Origin of the sequence: Psychrobacillus sp., assembly GCF_032154225.1 — a bacterium.
GTDB lineage: Bacteria > Bacillota > Bacilli > Bacillales_A > Planococcaceae > Psychrobacillus.
Map to the genome: position 1 here is coordinate 16,370 of NZ_JALDYF010000018.1, position 16,875 is coordinate 33,244.

At 35.9% G+C, this 16,875-nt stretch carries 16 protein-coding genes and 2 pseudogenes; 9 read left to right on the forward strand and 9 right to left on the reverse strand.

Annotated elements, in window-relative coordinates:
* Positions 1-31: 31 nt before the first annotated feature.
* From RUH95_RS21550 to RUH95_RS17630, 5 genes and pseudogenes are all read right to left on the reverse strand, one after another.
* A pseudogene (locus tag RUH95_RS21550) lies at positions 32-799 on the reverse strand (DUF1295 domain-containing protein).
* Positions 800-835: 36 nt separating this feature from the next.
* The gene (locus RUH95_RS17615) at positions 836-1,534 is read right to left on the reverse strand and encodes a DegV family protein (RefSeq protein WP_313894208.1); all 699 of its coding nucleotides are present in this window, start codon (positions 1,532-1,534) and stop codon (positions 836-838) included.
* A gap of 38 nt (positions 1,535-1,572) precedes the next feature.
* Positions 1,573-2,424: a DAK2 domain-containing protein gene (locus RUH95_RS17620; RefSeq protein ID WP_313894209.1), complete on the reverse strand. Its 852-nt coding sequence runs from the start codon at positions 2,422-2,424 to the stop codon at positions 1,573-1,575.
* Between the two features lie 277 nt (positions 2,425-2,701).
* Positions 2,702-3,373, reverse strand: a complete 672-nt coding sequence (locus RUH95_RS17625) for an ABC transporter ATP-binding protein (RefSeq protein ID WP_313894210.1) — start codon at positions 3,371-3,373, stop codon at positions 2,702-2,704.
* Positions 3,374-3,376: 3 nt separating this feature from the next.
* On the reverse strand, positions 3,377-4,444 hold the full coding sequence (locus tag RUH95_RS17630; RefSeq protein ID WP_313894211.1) for an ABC transporter permease: 1,068 nt from the start codon (positions 4,442-4,444) through the stop codon (positions 3,377-3,379).
* 363 nt (positions 4,445-4,807) lie between these two features.
* On the opposite strand from RUH95_RS17630, the gene RUH95_RS17635 reads away from it, so the two are divergent.
* From RUH95_RS17635 to RUH95_RS17650, 4 genes are all read left to right on the forward strand, one after another.
* Positions 4,808-5,320 (forward strand): EAL domain-containing protein, encoded by a 513-nt coding sequence (locus tag RUH95_RS17635; RefSeq protein ID WP_313894212.1) that lies wholly within the window; start codon positions 4,808-4,810, stop codon positions 5,318-5,320.
* The gene (locus RUH95_RS17640) at positions 5,284-5,604 is read left to right on the forward strand and encodes an EAL domain-containing protein (protein WP_313894213.1); all 321 of its coding nucleotides are present in this window, start codon (positions 5,284-5,286) and stop codon (positions 5,602-5,604) included. The genes RUH95_RS17635 and RUH95_RS17640 overlap by 37 nt, the downstream gene beginning before the upstream one ends.
* Before the next feature lie 106 nt (positions 5,605-5,710).
* On the forward strand, positions 5,711-6,625 hold the full coding sequence (locus RUH95_RS17645) for a MerR family transcriptional regulator (protein WP_313894214.1): 915 nt from the start codon (positions 5,711-5,713) through the stop codon (positions 6,623-6,625).
* 26 nt (positions 6,626-6,651) lie between these two features.
* Positions 6,652-7,101, forward strand: a complete 450-nt coding sequence (locus tag RUH95_RS17650; RefSeq protein ID WP_313894215.1) for a hypothetical protein — start codon at positions 6,652-6,654, stop codon at positions 7,099-7,101.
* Between the two features lie 62 nt (positions 7,102-7,163).
* Here the strand turns inward: RUH95_RS17650 and RUH95_RS17655 are convergent, their stop codons facing one another.
* On the reverse strand, positions 7,164-7,670 hold the full coding sequence (locus RUH95_RS17655; protein WP_313894216.1) for an amidase domain-containing protein: 507 nt from the start codon (positions 7,668-7,670) through the stop codon (positions 7,164-7,166).
* Between the two features lie 88 nt (positions 7,671-7,758).
* Here RUH95_RS17655 and RUH95_RS17660 point away from each other — a divergent pair, with 88 nt between their 5' ends.
* Complete coding sequence (locus RUH95_RS17660) at positions 7,759-8,781, forward strand: DUF2804 domain-containing protein (protein ID WP_313894217.1); 1,023 nt, start codon at positions 7,759-7,761, stop codon at positions 8,779-8,781.
* A 628-nt stretch (positions 8,782-9,409) separates the two neighbouring features.
* On the opposite strand, the gene RUH95_RS17665 is transcribed toward RUH95_RS17660, so the two are convergent.
* Complete coding sequence (locus RUH95_RS17665; RefSeq protein WP_313894218.1) at positions 9,410-10,450, reverse strand: NAD(P)/FAD-dependent oxidoreductase; 1,041 nt, start codon at positions 10,448-10,450, stop codon at positions 9,410-9,412.
* A gap of 125 nt (positions 10,451-10,575) precedes the next feature.
* Here RUH95_RS17665 and RUH95_RS17670 point away from each other — a divergent pair.
* From RUH95_RS17670 to RUH95_RS17685, 4 genes and pseudogenes are all read left to right on the forward strand, one after another.
* Positions 10,576-11,364, forward strand: a pseudogene (locus tag RUH95_RS17670) (ABC transporter ATP-binding protein); the annotation flags it as partial.
* Between the two features lie 7 nt (positions 11,365-11,371).
* Positions 11,372-12,295, forward strand: a complete 924-nt coding sequence (locus tag RUH95_RS17675) for an iron-hydroxamate ABC transporter substrate-binding protein (RefSeq protein WP_313894219.1) — start codon at positions 11,372-11,374, stop codon at positions 12,293-12,295.
* Positions 12,296-12,517: 222 nt separating this feature from the next.
* Positions 12,518-13,516 (forward strand): FecCD family ABC transporter permease, encoded by a 999-nt coding sequence (locus RUH95_RS17680; protein ID WP_313894220.1) that lies wholly within the window; start codon positions 12,518-12,520, stop codon positions 13,514-13,516.
* Positions 13,513-14,523: a FecCD family ABC transporter permease gene (locus RUH95_RS17685; protein WP_313894221.1), complete on the forward strand. Its 1,011-nt coding sequence runs from the start codon at positions 13,513-13,515 to the stop codon at positions 14,521-14,523. Before RUH95_RS17680 ends, RUH95_RS17685 begins: the two co-directional genes overlap by 4 nt.
* 44 nt (positions 14,524-14,567) lie before the next feature.
* Here RUH95_RS17685 and RUH95_RS17690 read toward each other — a convergent pair whose 3' ends face one another.
* Together RUH95_RS17690 and RUH95_RS17695 are read right to left on the reverse strand one after the other, a co-directional pair.
* A complete protein-coding gene (locus RUH95_RS17690; protein ID WP_313894222.1) occupies positions 14,568-16,091 on the reverse strand; it encodes a methyl-accepting chemotaxis protein in 1,524 nt (507 codons plus the stop codon).
* Positions 16,092-16,820: a glycerophosphodiester phosphodiesterase gene (locus RUH95_RS17695; RefSeq protein WP_313894223.1), complete on the reverse strand. Its 729-nt coding sequence runs from the start codon at positions 16,818-16,820 to the stop codon at positions 16,092-16,094.
* Between the last annotated feature and the right edge of the window lie 55 nt (positions 16,821-16,875).

A 16,875-nucleotide genomic window follows, 5' to 3' on the forward strand; every position in this document is an offset into this window, starting at 1 on the left:
CTTCATATCAATTACACATAATAGAATCGGCTTAGTTAATATTCTTTGGAGGCATTGGTATAAATATGCTTGTCCGCATTGCATAGTCTGCAAATTCAGGAGGATTCTTATATTTCTTTTCTAGTAAAGGTACTACTGATACGAATAATAAGAGCAATGTAATGACGATTGGACTTACTATTCCTATCCATCCATTAGGTGCAGATAAAGCGATTAGGAATATTCCCCACCACATTGTCGCTTCACCAAAATAATTAGGATGACGTGTATACTTCCACAAACCATACTTCATTAGCTTTCCTTTATTTTCAGGTTTACTAATGAAATTTCTCAACTGATTATCTCCTACCACTTCAAAGAAATAACCGATTATCCATATTACTAATCCTATATAATCCAGTATGCCTAGACCTTCAGTAGTTGAAACATTTGTCCGTAAAATAGGTTGTGCAATAATATAAAGCAATAATATAAAGCAATACTAACTGTAGTACGTAGACGTTTAAAAATATTTTAAGATAGACGAATTCGGTTCCCCACCGCTTCCTCATATTTACATAGCGATAATCCTCCGGTTTACTCCAATTCCTCTGAAATAAATAGTATGCTAAACGAACTCCCCAAAGAAGGGTCAAAACCGTTATAAGAGTTGCTCGGTCAGTTTGGAAACGGGCAGCAAAATAACTATAAATAGCAGCTATAACAAATTCTAATCCTATGCAATGTCGACTAAACCATCATTTCTCTTCTTTTGAGCAATCAGAAAGAAAATGATAAAAAAGAGCAATAAAACAAAAATGTACCAGCATAAACATTTATCATTAAAGAACCTCCTTTAATCTGTTACTAATGCGATTGCAACGCAGCCCATACCAGCATTCATAGCTACTATTGAAGAAATTTCCGTAATATATTCAGGTCTTCTCCCTATAAGAGAAGTAAAAATCTGTTCGTATTCATTCGCACGATTAATCGCATCTGCATGAACAATAGAATAGCTGACAATTTTCTTCCTATCGGAAATTTCTTTCATCAAAGCTTCAATTCTCTTTGTATTAGCTTTCAAACAAAGGGATTTACCAATAACAATACCTTCACCACTTCTATCAATCGATACAACTGGCTTTAAATTAAGTATTTTCGCGGCAAAACCTGTGTGCTTTTTTGTTCGCCCAGAACTTACCATGTATTTTAACGTGTCTACACTCACAAATATTTTTGTATTTTCAATCGTATCGTAGATAGTCTTTTTAATTTCTTTTAGCTCTTTACCTTTATCAATTTCTTGCGCAGCCTTTAAAACGACAGGTCCTTGTCCTCCAGAATTCAACTTTGAATCTATTACAGTAATTTTTTCACCAACACTATCAATATTTTTTGCCGCATTGGCTATCGTTTCGAATGTTCCACTCATTTTCTTAGAAACAGTAATAACTATTACTGATTCATAGTAAGGAACTATAGATTTCAAAAAATTTTCTGCGGCTTTTACAGTTGGTTGAGAATACGTTGGGTAGTTATTCGGATCATTCATTGTTTCATATAAAAAAGAAGGACTTATCGTAACTTTATCTAAATAACTACTGTCCCAATGAGAAGATTCAAAGGGATCATATGAACTTGATAGTTATCCATCGCTTCTTTTGGCAAGTCGGCAATCGAATCTGTCACAAGTGCAATCTTATACTTTCTTGCATGTACAGTTTCAAATTGTCTTTGCATATCATCTACCATCTGTTGTACAACATTTCCAAATCCCCTTAATCTCTCCAATACAACTGCTGGGGTGTTTGTATGAATATGAATTCTTACTCTCGTTGGTCCTCCAGCAACAATCAATGAATCTCCATAGTCTTGCAATGCACTTTTTATAGATTCTAATTCCATTTGAGTACCTTTAAGCAGTATCTTTGTACAATACCTATAGCTTAAATCGTCATTTTCACTTACATGAATATTATGGTCCTCATATTCATCACCGGCCGCAATATATTCTGATACATTATTTTCAGGAGACATAAAGTAACTAGTCATCCCTTCAAGGAAATAGACAAATCCTTTCCCACCAGCGTCTACAACTAAAGCATCTTTCAATGCTTTTAGTTTATCTGTCTTCGCGTTAAGTGATTGAACCGCAACTTCTAAAGAAATGCTAAATAGTTGAGCAACATCAGTCGCGCGATCTTTCAGCAGATTAATAGATTTACTCCAATCATACATAACCGTAATAATTGTTCCTTCAACAGGGTTAGATATAGATTCATAAGTTTGATTAATTCCATAATTTACAGCTTTTGAAAAATCAGCTAAAGATACTTTCTTCTCTTCAGTCAACCCATTGTGAATTCCATTCAAAAATTGTGCAAATATGATTCCAGAGTTTCCTCTTGCACCAGTCAATGCTGCATCTGCAATTGACTCCATAGTTTTTTTAGAGATTTTGCGATTACCATTTCATCCATAATAAATTGCATTTTAAATGACAAGTTTGTCCAAGTATCGTTATCCGCAACTGGAAATACATTTAATTTATTGAGCTCATTCTTTTTATTTATAGTGGCTTTTTTGCACCTGCGATAAAACCATAGTATAATTTTTCACTCGTTATGCATTCACTATTCACTTCATATCACCGCTTTTCACAGATAATTTTATAGCACTAATATGGTTTTATATATTAACTTTATTTCGTCAGCGGTCCTTATTTCACTTGCTCAAGTACACCATCAGTCATTTTGTACACTTTGTCGAAGTATTCTACCAAACGAACATCATGCGTGACTACAATCGTTGTAGTTTTTTTGTTCTTTGTTTCATTTTTCAGTAGCTCCATTACTTCATAGGCACGGTCTGAGTCTAGAGAAGCTGTTGGTTCATCAGCTAAAATAATGGATGGGTTACTATATAATGCTTTAGCAATTGCAACTCGTTGACGTTCACCACCTGACAAATCCGCTGGATACTTGGCCCGTAAGTCACTAATTCCCAAGTCCTCATATAACTCTTCAAGTTGGCTTTTGGTCATATTCTCTTTCTTCACTTTGTCTAATAACTTCAACTGATTAGCTACAGTTAAGAATGGTACAAGATTGGACGCCTGTAAAATGAAGCCAATTTCCTTTAGCCTAATTTTTGAACGTTCTTTCTCATTTAAATCCGCCAGATTTTTCTTATTAATAATTACATCACCTGATGTAGGTGTTAAAAGCCCTCCAACTATAGTCAGGAAAGTACTTTTCCCAGAACCAGACGGGCCAATAATAGCTATCAACTCTCCTTTATCTGCAGAAAAGTTAGTTACTTTCATTGCTTCCACTTGTTTATGTCCACTACCAAATGTCTTTTTCACTTGTTTTAATTCTAAAACTACCATTCTTTACCCCCCTATCGCTTTCAACGGATCAATCCGAACAATTGTAAGAACTGAAAACACCGCACCCATTATTGCAACTACAATCAAAACTAACCCATAGATCAACATTCTCATCAAATCAAATGCTACTGGCACCGCACTTGGCAAAAAAGCACCGGTTACTAAAGTTAATGCGAAACCGACAGATACTCCAATTACAGCTAATATGAATGTTTGCGCAATGACTGAGCGCGACAAATAGTTATTTGATATACCTTGTGCTTTCATGACACCGAACATGCTGATCTTTTGCACGGTCAAAACGTACAGAAATATTGCTACAATTACAGCTGAAATAACAAAAAGGAAATAAATCATGAAATTTAATGTCAAACTTTGTTCCGTGTATCCTGGTAAACTCCGTATAAACGTTTCGATTTCAATCACTTCTAATGATTCATTAGTAGTAATTGCTGCTAGGTTATCGTCACGAATAACTATTCCATTTACTTTTTCTTTATTTACATCTGCTGCCTCACCGAATTTTACGCGATTGAAAGTTTCCAAATCACCATACAAAACTGGAGCTGCATTAAATCTTGCTTTGTCTGTAAATCCAACAATTGTTAAGACTTCTGAAGATGAAGATAAGCTCAATTCATCCCCTATTTTAAATCCATCTTCTTTTAATGCATCACTTGCAATGACTTCGTTACCTTCCTTAAATACATCACCTTCTGTCACTTCGGGCATTATGAATTCATCTTTATTTATCCCGAAAATTGAAACATTCGTCTTTTGATAACCATTTCCTGCAACAAGATTTATTTGAGCAATTACAGCAACTTCTTTTACATCAATGTCTTTTGCATCTTCCACTGTTAAGGAGGATTGGTTAATGCTCTTATCCGATTCCTCTGTTAGAACGATAGCTGTTGCTTTCCATTTATCTACTGATTCTCGATTCAGATTTTCCAAGCCTGTTGCAAGTCCAGATAGAAAAAATACTAAATAAGATACAAGCATTAACACACCAATGATTAACGTAAAGCGTAATTTATTTTTCTTAACTTCATTTATTGCTAAAAACATTGACTCACACCCTTAGTTGATTATTTTATTTAGTTTATTAATTTAATTATTAACAGAGTTATAAATCGTTGTCAAACGTTTGTATACCATTAAATGCAAAACGTTATACAAATAAACAGGGTTTGTATATACTAATTTGACACTATTTCAAACATAAATTAGGAGGAATTTCTATGCACAAATGCACTTCATGTAGCCCAACAGAGATATTTTATAAAATCCTTATTTCCGGAGAAAGTAATTTATCTCACCCTCCTCAACTACAGTCATATAGACTTATTAGTAAACTGTCGTGATAATATCATTGTTGTAAAAGAAACTGCTGTTGCAGATTTATATGAATATTTAAACGATGTAATGGAAGTGACTTCGATTTTCTTTAAAACGTATAGAAATAAATGGAATCCTATCAACAAAGTAGTTGAATTACTAGAATTAAAATGGATTGATCAGGTGATACTCCAGAATAGTGTCGATTTCCATATACAACCTATCGTTACGAAGAACAAAGAAGTTTTTGCTTATGAAATGTTAGCTCGATTTCGGGATGATAACGGTAATTCAGTTTCACCAATGGAAGTATTTTCAGCGGCGAAAAAACAAAATCGCACTTATGCGCTAGATCATGTTTGCCGAATGAATGCGGTAAGAAAAGCCGCTTCAATTAGTCATAGAAAAGTTTTTATAAACTTCCTTCCAACTTCCATTTACTCACCAGAACATTGCCTAAGAACAACAGTTCATCTAGCAAATCAGTTGGGTATCCCTTTTTCACAATTAGTATTTGAAGTAGTAGAAACTGAAAGTGTGAATGATATAGAACACTTAAAAAAATATTATTGTATTACAGAGAAAAAGGTTGGCAATATGCTTTAGATGATGTAGGAGAAGGCTTTAGCACAATTGAATTACTCGAACAATTAATGCCAAATTATATGAGGCTAGATATGAAGTTTGTACAAGGATTTTCCCGTGACCTTACTAAGCAGGCGGCTGCCAAAAAGTTTCTAATGACCGCATTACAAGTTGGAGCAAGTCCCCTTGCTGAAGGTGTTGAAGAGAAAGAAGACTTTGAATGGCTTAAAGAGGTTGGATATGAATTAATCCAAGGGTATTTATTTGGAAAGCCTGGCCCAATACAAACAGACCTAGATTTATAATAAATTAATGCGTGATTGCATATTTCCCTGTACAATGTTTAAATTATAACGTTATACAAAACAGCAAAAATACTTACACTTATTTTTAGTTTCTAGAAAGGATGTAATGAATATTATGATCCCATCAAATATAAACGGAATGTATTTGATACAACAAGTTTCTGACATGACAGGATTATCCAAACAAGTTATCCGCAAATGGGAAGAACGTTATAATCTTTTACAACCTAAAAGATTAGAAAACGGTTATCGTGTATACAGTGACATAGATATCAACAACCTCTTGAGCGTCAAGGCTCTCTCAAGGCAAGGACACTCCATCAAGCAAGCTGTGGAACTTACAAAAGAAAGAAGTATCGTATTAGATATTGTTCCTGATCATTTAATTTCAATTCAACACCAAGAAACGCTTAATGCTTATGTTTTTCAGCTTCTCGAAAAAGGTACTCATTGTGATGAATTGGAACTAAACTTAATATTGCAGCAAGCTTACTATTCCTTTGGATTAGCCGATTTTTTAACCTCCGTTATAATTCCATTTTTAAACGAGGTTGGAAACAGATGGGATAGGAAGGAGTGGAGCGAGTACCAAGAGTCTGTTTCAAGTCTGATCGTACGAGACTTTTTAGTACAAATTCGTCGTAACTTTCAATGCCGTGAGGATGCACCTTTAATATTAGGTGCATGTCTTCCTCATGAACGGCATGAAATACCTTTGCATATACTCTTATTGCAATTTATGATGAAAGGCTGGAAAACAATATTGGTAGGCGCATCTCCGGCTTCCGGCTCTGTAGAATCATTGATAGGCAAATTGAAACCAGCAAAAGTACTACTATCAGCTACTACAATGGCTCCTTTTGATAATGATCCGAATTTATTAAAAAATTTAGATCAGTTTGCCTTGGCTAATAAACAAATTGATTTTTACCTTGGAGGGCTAGGTGCAATTGAGTATGCAAAGAACAAGACACTTTTGGCAATTCGCGTTACCAATTCGATTGAAGAAACTTTAAGCTAATATAATCTTAAAATTGGAGTGGCGCGATGTTATTAACTAAGCAAGGTTTACAAAAAGCTTTTATCTATGGACTAATATCTGGTTTATTCTTAGCTGTATTCTTGAAAATGGTTGAGAAAATTACTCAGCTAAAAGTTTACACACTATTATTAAACATCGATTATATTCCTTATATCAATACTTTCGTTTTTCCTGAATTGATAGAAGTCGGTTTTCATTTAATTGTCTCAATAGCTTTAGCAATTGGTTTGTATCTATCGCTCGTTTATAAAAATATTTTTTCACGAACAAAAATCATTTTTTTGTGTATCTTCGTCTGTTTTTTTATTGGTCTAATGCTATTCCCTACTACCATGTTTTCTGACAAAACCCCTCAATTCACAAGTATCCCCTCTTTTTCATACTGGATTGTGGGGCATGTCATGTATGGTTATATTATAGGCGTATTATTTGCTCGTTATTTAGCCCCAAAATAATTTCCATTAATTCACCATTAAAATGATATAGGGCGATACCCTTTTCCAATCAAAATAATCACTTAAAATTGGTCTTTTACGTGATAAAAAATATAACGTGTTTGAGGAGTATGTGCATAAGAACTAGTGTAATCCCAGTATCTGTTCCTACTATTATTTGTATGCGCATTTACATACGGCATCCCATTAAAAATACTTGTCACAATAGTTGAATGGTCGTACCTTCCATCGCCTTCAAAATCATAAAAAATAAGATCCCCGAGTTCGAGTTTACTAGGAGAGTCAACTTGAGTCGCTTGCAAACCAATTGTTGAACCCGCCAAATACCACCTTAGAGAATGTGGAGTACTCCAGCTCAGGCTCCACTTATTATTTCCTAGCCACCATCCCTTCTCCCTATTTGGCATTCCTCTCATAGGTGCACCTCCAGCCAGTAAACATTGTGAAACAAAGTTCGTACAATCTACGTCAAATACAGGGAACGCAGGATTGTAGCTGTTCCACCAAGTTTCTGCATATGCGACGGCAGCGGCACGATTATACGTAGCCAAATTTTCAGCTCCTTTCATTTTGTTTTTATGATTTCAAAGGAAATATATGCTAATATTAATTCAATCATGTTAGATAGGAACTACTTTATTGAAAGGAAGATGGCTGATGAAACAACATGCAGAAAAAGAAATTACAGAACCTACTTTGTTGTGCGATGCAAAAGGTAATTTGAATCCAAAAGCGATTGGATTTGCCAGAAAGCCTCTCATCGAAAGTAACTTAAAAGGCCACTACATGCGCAAGAAAAAATGGAATTATTGGTGTGTATTTGGAGATGAAATACTTTTTTCAGCAACAATCAGTCATTTGGATTATGCTGCAGTTTGCTTTGTTTACTTTTTAAATTATGAAACGCAAAGATATGTAGAAAAAACAATTACCATTCCTTTATCCAATAAACTCAAAATGCCTTCTAACGTTCTAGAAAGTGTCCAACTACATTCAAAAGAGATGTCTATTCAACTTCTATGTATTCAAGATGAGACACATATGACTGTAACAATTCCTGATTTTGATGGGGAGTTATTACATGCAGACTTACATATTTCACATCCACCAGAAGACGATTCGTTAAATGTTGTTATTCCATGGAATCGAACGCAATTTCAATTCACAGCGAAGCATCATTTATTGCCTACTACTGGTTTTGTAAAAATCGGAGACTCCCGTTTCTCGTTTCATGCCGAAGATAATTTTTCTGTTCTTGATTATGGTCGTGGCGTTTGGCCAAGGGAAGCTGTTTGGAATTGGGGGTTTGCTTCACAGAAGGTCGGTCCGAAACGAATCGGGTTGAATTTGGGTGGTAAGTGGACGGATGGTACGGGTATGACGGAAAATGCCATTTTTATTGATGGCAAGCTGACGAAAATCCATGAGGACTTATTGTTTGAATATGATCCAAAAGATTTTATGAAACCATGGACAGTCAAAACGAAATTTTCAAACGATGTCAATTTATCCTTTTCTCCTTTTTATCATCGAGTTGCGAAGACAGATGCAAAACTCGTTAAGTCAGAAGTCCACCAAATGATGGGGTATTACAACGGAAAAATTCAGTTGGAGAACGGGCCAACACTTGTCATCCAACAGTTACTAGGATGTATCGAAGAGCATAAAGCAAAATGGTAAATTGCTTTTTTGCGACGAGTAACCGCAGGAGCCACTAAAGCAAAATGGTAAATTTCCAGCTCGCTGCGGGCTTCATATTAGGCTATACGATGAACGGTAAAATTTTTAAAGCTTGTTGAAAGTGACTGCGCCACTTCCAACAAGCTTTTTCTTCGATCATCGCATGGCAAATGTTCGCCTTCCACTCGCTAGAAACTTCCGTGCCAAGTAGCTAAATACTTTTGGCAATAGAAGTAGCAAGTTCATTCTATATAGTATTCAAGCCGCCAAAGATACAATTTTGGCGGCACTTTGTATTTTTTTAAAAGAGACACTTCTATATTTTTCTACAAAAGTGGAGAAATAGATGACATATTTACTTCATACGAAAATTGTAAGTCTATTTCTAACTAGAAGTGTTGATGAACTTTTTTCTCTTCCTCTTACATGAAAGGCGTTAAGTATAGAAAGTACATGAATACACTCCTATAAGCAGGATGGATGTGGTTAAAGGTGGCGACACCAACGGGATAAGCGTTAGTCGAAGACCCCCAGTGGAGCGCTAGCGACCGAAGAGGCTGAGGCAATTCCCATGGTAAGCGTCTGCTTGTAACGAAGTCCATACTATAATTTTATATACTACCTTTTTCTATACCAACTCCTTGATTAACTCTTTGTTGCGTTCTTTAAACACATCGTTATGAGAAGATACCATCGCTACATTACTTGCATCTGGTTGAATATATTGCTTTGCTCTGTTTACTGCATTTGCTGCATCGTGAAAAGTTCCAGCTATTAAATGTAACTTCCCAGGATGATGTAAAATATCTCCTGCCGCATAAACCCCCTCGACAGAAGACTCACTTAAACTAGTACCATTCACATAAAAGTTTTCCGCAATTTCAATATTTATATCGCTATTTTTGAGAAGCTCTGCATCTTGCTCATACCCATGATTAATAATAACCTCATCTATCGCTAAATGTGAAACTTCCTCAGTGTCATTATTCGTTAGTTCCACTCGTTCAATTACATCGTGATTATCGCTCGCTATAAGCTTTGAAATAGTCGTATTAAAGTAGCAAGTTACCGAGCTACCTAACAACTGTGTCACTTGGGCTTCATGTCCATTTAGTGCTTCTTTTCGGTAGCTAACATATACTTTTTTGGCGATTGGCTCTAATTCGTTTGCCCAATCTATCGCTGCATTTCCTCCACCAGAAATAATAACTGTTTTATCTTTAAAACGTTGGATTGATTTGACGGTGTAATTTAAATTACTTACTTCGAATCGCTCTGCACCTTCAATTTCTAGTTTTGTAGGATTTAATATTCCACTTCCAACTGCAATGATTATTGTTTTTGAAAAATGCATTTGTCCTGATGTTGTATGTAAAACAAAAATTCCATCCTCATTTTTCGTAACTGATTCGACCTTTTCATTTAACACTACTTCGGGATCAAAAGTGAGTCCTTGCTGTACTAGCTGCTGGATCAGTTTTTCCCCTGAAATCGGCGTTTGTCCTCCTACATCCCAAATCATCTTTTCCGGATAAACATGTATTTTCCCACCCAATTGTGGTTGATACTCAATAATTTTTGTTTTCATCTCTCTTAAACCACTATAGAAAGCAGAATAAAGCCCTGCTGGGCCTCCACCAATAATTGTTATGTCATATATATTTTGCATTTTATCAATCTCCTACCTAAAAAGTTTTAGTTGACATCGAACAGTAAGTTAAATATAGTAACACTTGTGATAATGATAATCGTTATCATTTATTTATGCAACTATTAGTTTGGAGGTTTTGTAATATGGTTCGCCTTTATACAGACGATCTCTCCATTGGCTACGGTGAGAGGTTAATTGTGAAAGAATTGTCTGTTCAAATACCTGATCAAAAAATTACAACAATTATCGGTCCAAATGGATGTGGTAAGTCTACTTTACTAAAAGCAATTACTCGTATTATCTCCCATCAATCCGGTGCTATTGTGCTAGATGGAAAAAGTGTAACAAAAGAAAATACGAAGCAACTTGCAAAAAAAATGGCCATTTTACCACAAACACCTGAAAGTGCGAGCGGTTTAACTGTCGGAGAACTCGTATCGTACGGTCGTTTTCCATATCAAACTGGCTTTGGGCGATTATCAAAAAAGGATTATGAAGTCATCGAATGGGCGCTTCGCGTAACAAACACAAGCGAGTTTAGGTATTATCCAGTTGATGCTCTTTCTGGAGGACAGCGTCAACGTGTGTGGATTGCAATGGCTCTTGCCCAAGAAACAGAAATTATTTTCTTAGATGAACCAACAACTTATTTAGATATGGCACATCAATTAGAAGTTCTTGAGCTATTACAAAAACTCAATCAAGAAGAAAAACGCACAATTGTAATGGTATTACATGATCTCAATCAAGCTGCGCGCTTCGCAGACTATATTGTTGCTTTAAAAGCAGGTCAAATCGTTAAAGCTGGTACTTGCGAAGAAGTTATTACGCAAAAAGTATTACAGGATGTGTTCCATATCGATGCCGAAATTGGTCTAGATCCAAGAACAAAAAAGCCCATGTGTATTACATACAACTTACTAAAAGGGGATTAACAATATGAAAAAACTTCTATTACCAATTTTATTTTTATTCGTACTAACTTTAACTGCTTGCAGTAGTGGAACAAAAACGGAATCAGAATCAAAACCGAGCGAAGAAAAACAAGAGCCGACAACGATTACATATCAATCAGAAGAAGGTCCAATTGAAGTACCCGCTAATCCACAACGAGTAATTGTTGTATCTTCTTTTGCAGGTAATGTAGCTGCGCTTGATGTAAATTTAGTTGGAGTAGATTCATGGTCAAAAGACAATCCTCGATATGATAAATTCTTTGCAAATGTTGAAGAAGTATCTGAGGAAAGCTTAGAAAAGATTATCGAGCTAGAGCCAGACTTAATCATCGGACTTTCTACTGCTCAAAACCTAGATAAATTAAAAGAAATCGCACCAACTGTAACATTCACTTATGGCAAAGTAGACTATTTAACGCAGCATTTAGAAATAGGAAAATTACTGAACAAAGAAAAAGAAGCACAAGATTGGATTAATGATTTTAAACAGCGGACGAAAACAGCCGGGGAAGAAATAAAAGCAGTTATTGGAGAAAATGCCACTGTTTCTGTAATTGAAAACTTTGATAAACAAATATATGTATTTGGGGATAATTGGGGTCGTGGAACAGAAATTCTTTATCAAGAAATGGGCCTAACAATGCCTGAAAAAGTAAAAGAAATGGCTTTAGATGCGGGGTACTATGCTTTGTCTTTAGAAGTGCTTCCTGAATTTGCAGGAGATTATATCGTTTTCAGTAAAACAGCAGATCAAGATAATTCATTCCAAGAAACGGATGTTTATAAAAATATTCCTGCTGTGCAAAACAATCAAGTATTTGAAGCAAATGCTCAGGAATTTTATTTTAATGATCCAATTTCTTTAGACTATCAACTTGAATTCTTTAAAGAAAGCTTCATAAACTAATGAGTTGAGGAGGAATTCTAGTAACGAATTCCTCCCTTCTTTAACAAATAAGAAAATATGAACTTCTTTACTGATTAACTGTCTAGCTTCTGCGCCTAGCCCCTCGAGGTCAAATGTGAAAAAACTCCGGTGGCTGGGGAACTGCCTCCTCGCTTTTCCCCATTTGCCTTTCGGGGCAAACATAGGCGCTTCCGCTTTTCTAGTGTAGAAAGGAAACGAACGATGACATCTTCTATTCATTTTACTATAAAATTTTTTATCGGATTGGCATTACTTTTCGGTATGTTCATCCTAGCTATGGTATTTGGTGCAGCGGAAACATCTGTGCAAGACGTATGGCAAGCATTGTTTTCAAATGCAAAAAATGATCAAATAAATATTTTACGTGAGATTCGTTTTCCGCGTGAAGTCGGGGCAATCGTTGTAGGAGCTGCACTTGCTGTTTCAGGAGCGATTATGCAAGGAATTACTCGCAATCCCCTAGCAGATCCTGGATTACTTGGACTTACTTCAGGAGCAAATGCTGCACTTGCAATCTCGTTCGCCCTTCTACCTTCTATAAACTATTTTGGCATTACGATTGCTTGCTTTATCGGAGCAACCGTTGGAGCTATTATGGTTTTTAGTATTGGCGCAATGAAAAAAGGAGGATTTTCTCCTTTACGACTTATACTTGCAGGAGCAGCTGTTTCTGCATTTTTATATGCAATTGCAGATGGAATCGGAATTTATTTTAAAATTTCAAAAGATGTTTCTATGTGGACAGCTGGTGGTTTAATCGGTACAAATTGGAATCAGTTGAGCATCATCATTCCAGTTATAAGTTTAGGGATGCTAGTTGCGCTTCTCCTTTCAAGACAATTAACTATTCTGAGTTTAAATGAAGAAGTTGCAGTCGGTCTAGGGCAAAAAACGACTCAAATTAAATTGGCCCTGTTTATCATTGTTATATTACTCGCAGGAGCATCAGTTGCACTTGTTGGCAATATGGTGTTCGTTGGATTAATGGTTCCCCATATTGTCCGTGCAATTGTTGGGACAGATTATCGTTTCATTATTCCAATGTCCATGATTGTTGGGGCTATTCTTATGCTACTTGCCGACTTACTTGGACGAACAGTTAATATTCCTTATGAAACACCCGTTGCGGCTATTATTGCAATAATTGGTCTACCTTTCTTCCTTCTTATTGTTCGCAAAGGAGGAGGCGCATTCCAATGATTCAACCTGAACTATTAAAAAAACAGCGTATTATTTTACTCATATTATCGATGCTCATTATTTTAACTGTGATTATTAGTGCAGGAATAGGATACTCTTCTTTATCCTTTGATCGTCTTTTGCCAACTTTACTAGGACATGGGACATTCAAAGAGGAATTTGTTTTATTTTCTGTTCGTTTACCGCGAATTATTATAACAATTCTAGCTGGTATGGCTTTAGCTCTTTCGGGGGCAATTTTACAAGGTATTACTCGCAATGATTTAGCTGATCCAGGTATTATTGGGATCAACTCTGGAGCCGGCGTAGCTATTTCTTTGTTTTTCTTATTTTCTCCAATACAGCCTAGTTCTTTTGTTTATATGCTACCCTTTGTTGCATTTATCGGGGCTTTGCTTACTGCTTTCTTTATTTATATATTGTCATATAATCGAAAAGTTGGTTTACAGCCTGTTCGATTAATTTTAATCGGGGTCGGATTTTCAATGGCCCTTTCTGGCTTGATGATTATACTTATTTCTTCAGCAGAACGACAAAAAGTAGACTTCATCGCTAAATGGTTAGCGGGGAATATTTGGGGCTCGGATTGGCCATTTATTTTAGCTCTTTTACCGTGGCTTATTGTTCTTATTCCATTTACTTTTTACAAAGCCAATAAACTAAATCTACTAGGGTTGAGCGAGCCAGTAGCTATTGGAGTCGGCGTATCCATTGAAAAGGAGCGAGTTGTTCTTTTATTAGCCGCGGTTGCACTTGCTGCTTCTGCCGTTTCAGTTACCGGGGGGATCGCCTTCATCGGATTAATGGCTCCACATATAGCGAAGTCATTAGTTGGTCCACGACATCAGCTATTCTTACCTGTAACTATTTTAATAGGTGGTTGGCTGTTACTTTTTGCTGATACTGTTGGTAGGAATTTAATCAATCCAGATGGTATACCCGCAGGAATTATGGTAGCACTCATTGGCGCTCCTTACTTTATGTATTTGTTATTAAGAAAAACATAATAGCGTATACAAAAAGGCGACCGGTAGAATCGGTCGCCTTTTACTTAATCTATGTTTATTTCTTTCGATACTTTATCAATCTCTTGCGATAAACTTTCAAGCGATTCAGCCAAGTTAACAAGATTTTCAAATGATGCTAATTGTTCTTCTGAAGCCGCAGATATTTGATAAACATTGTCTTCATTACTTTTTAATAAGTGATTAATATGTTGAATGTACTCTAATAACGCTTGAGAAGACTGATCTACTTTAGCTGTATAATTTACTGAATCACTTAAGTAATTTGTCGTTTCAATTGTTTCCTTTGTAATTGCATGGAACGTTTCTTCAGATTTATTCATATAGTCTCTACTTAGGTTTAATTCATTCAAGACCGTCTCAATATTTTCAATAAGTTCTTCTGAATCCGTGCTAATTTTCGATACGACACCTTGTATTTCAGCAGAAGTGCCTTCTGACTGCGTTGCCAGTTTCCCTACTTCATTTGCTACGACAGCAAACCCAACTCCGGCTTCCCCAGCACGTGCCGCCTCAATCGAAGCATTTAACGCAAGAAGTTTCGTCTGATCTGAAATACTTGTAATGGACGTTGCCAGTGTACTAATTCTAGAAACTTCTGATTGATAAACTTCCAATTTCTCCGCTAATACATGCACAATTTGTTGTGTTTTTTCAAATTGACTTTGAGTTTTAGCTATCAAAGTCTTCCCATTAACCGCACTTTCTGAAACCTGTTGAGCTTTATCTCTACTTTCAATCGCCAAGTTTTTCACATGCGTCAAATCACTAGATAATGCTTCGATTTGCTGCGCGCTTTTATTAACCCCTGTAGATTGATCAGCTATTGCCTCACTTAGCAGTTGGATAGATTCTTGTATATTAATCGTTGCTTGGTTAGAGTCCTGCGATCCTGCCGATAATTCGCTAGATGTATACTGCAAATTTTCAATGGTAGTATTCAATGTGGAAAGAATTGATTTTAAATGGTTATTGTGATTAGCTTGCTCTAGCTTTCTAGTAGCCTCACTTCGCTGTCTGTTAAGTATTAAAATAATATTTACCCCACTTGTTAATAAAAGAAAAACAACGTGAATCATTAACAAGGAAAATTTATAATCCGCTACTCCGCAAATAAGCTGTGGAAATAATACATACCCTGCAAAATGGTGAATTGCAAAAACGATTGTACTCAGAATAACTTGCTTGCTCGAACCTAAATAAGCAATCATTGCTACAACCATAAAAATAGAAAAATGGTACTCTACTTGCCCGTCTCCAGCAGCGATGATCGCAATCGAAGAAAAAGTAAGCGTTAGTGTAATAGCAGTTGGCAACCACTTATGCTGTTCATTATTTTTATACAATAAAATAGAAACAATAAGGAAAAGTATTGGTAAAGTCATAAAAAGATACATTAGAATGGTCATATTCCCACTCAACGCTTCATAGCCCATAAGCTGTCTATATTCTGAAAGAAATCCAGTAAAATGATGCAATATAAAAATAATTATGGAGCATAGCACTGTTACTCCTGATAAAAGGAGCATAAGAAAATTACCTTTTAACATTTATAACACCCCATTCATTAAGTACTTATACATACGTTCTGGAAAATCTGTAAAAATTGCATGAACACCTACTGATTTTAGCATCCCTGCATATACTTCTTCATTTATTGTAAATACGCGTAATTGTTTACCACTTGTAACTATATCTCTGCCCATTGGTCGTAAAGCAGTTGGGAAAAATGCATGAAGTGCATCTGCTCCAACTACATTTGCATATTCATGTGGCGCAATCATTACTTCCATAAACAAAATAGCCGTCTCTATTTGTGGAGCTAGTTGTTTAAAGCTTCGTACCATTTCATGATTGAAAGAAGAAATAACGACACGATGCTCAAGTCCATACTCCTTCAATAGTTGCAAAACCTTCTGTTCCATTCCCTCATAAGGAAAAATATCCGATTTCAGCTCAATATTAAGATGATGACGCGTATCTTTAAAGATATGAAGTGTTTCGCTTAATGTAGGGATTGTTTGTCCCGTAAAATCAGCTGAAAACCACATACCGTAATCATAGCTTTTAAGTTCTGCAAGTAGCATATCTTTCACAAAGCCTGTTCCATTAGATGTACGATCGATAGACTCATCATGGATGACGACTAACTCTCCATCCTTCGTCATATGTACATCAAATTCTACTCCATGAACCGGAAGATTTGCAGCTGCTTCAAATGCCGCTATTGTATTTTCGGGATGCGTTCCTGATGACCCTCTATGTGCATATACCTTCACAATAAAACCTCCCTCTCTATACATATATTATCGGTATTTGTTTACTAGTTTATCA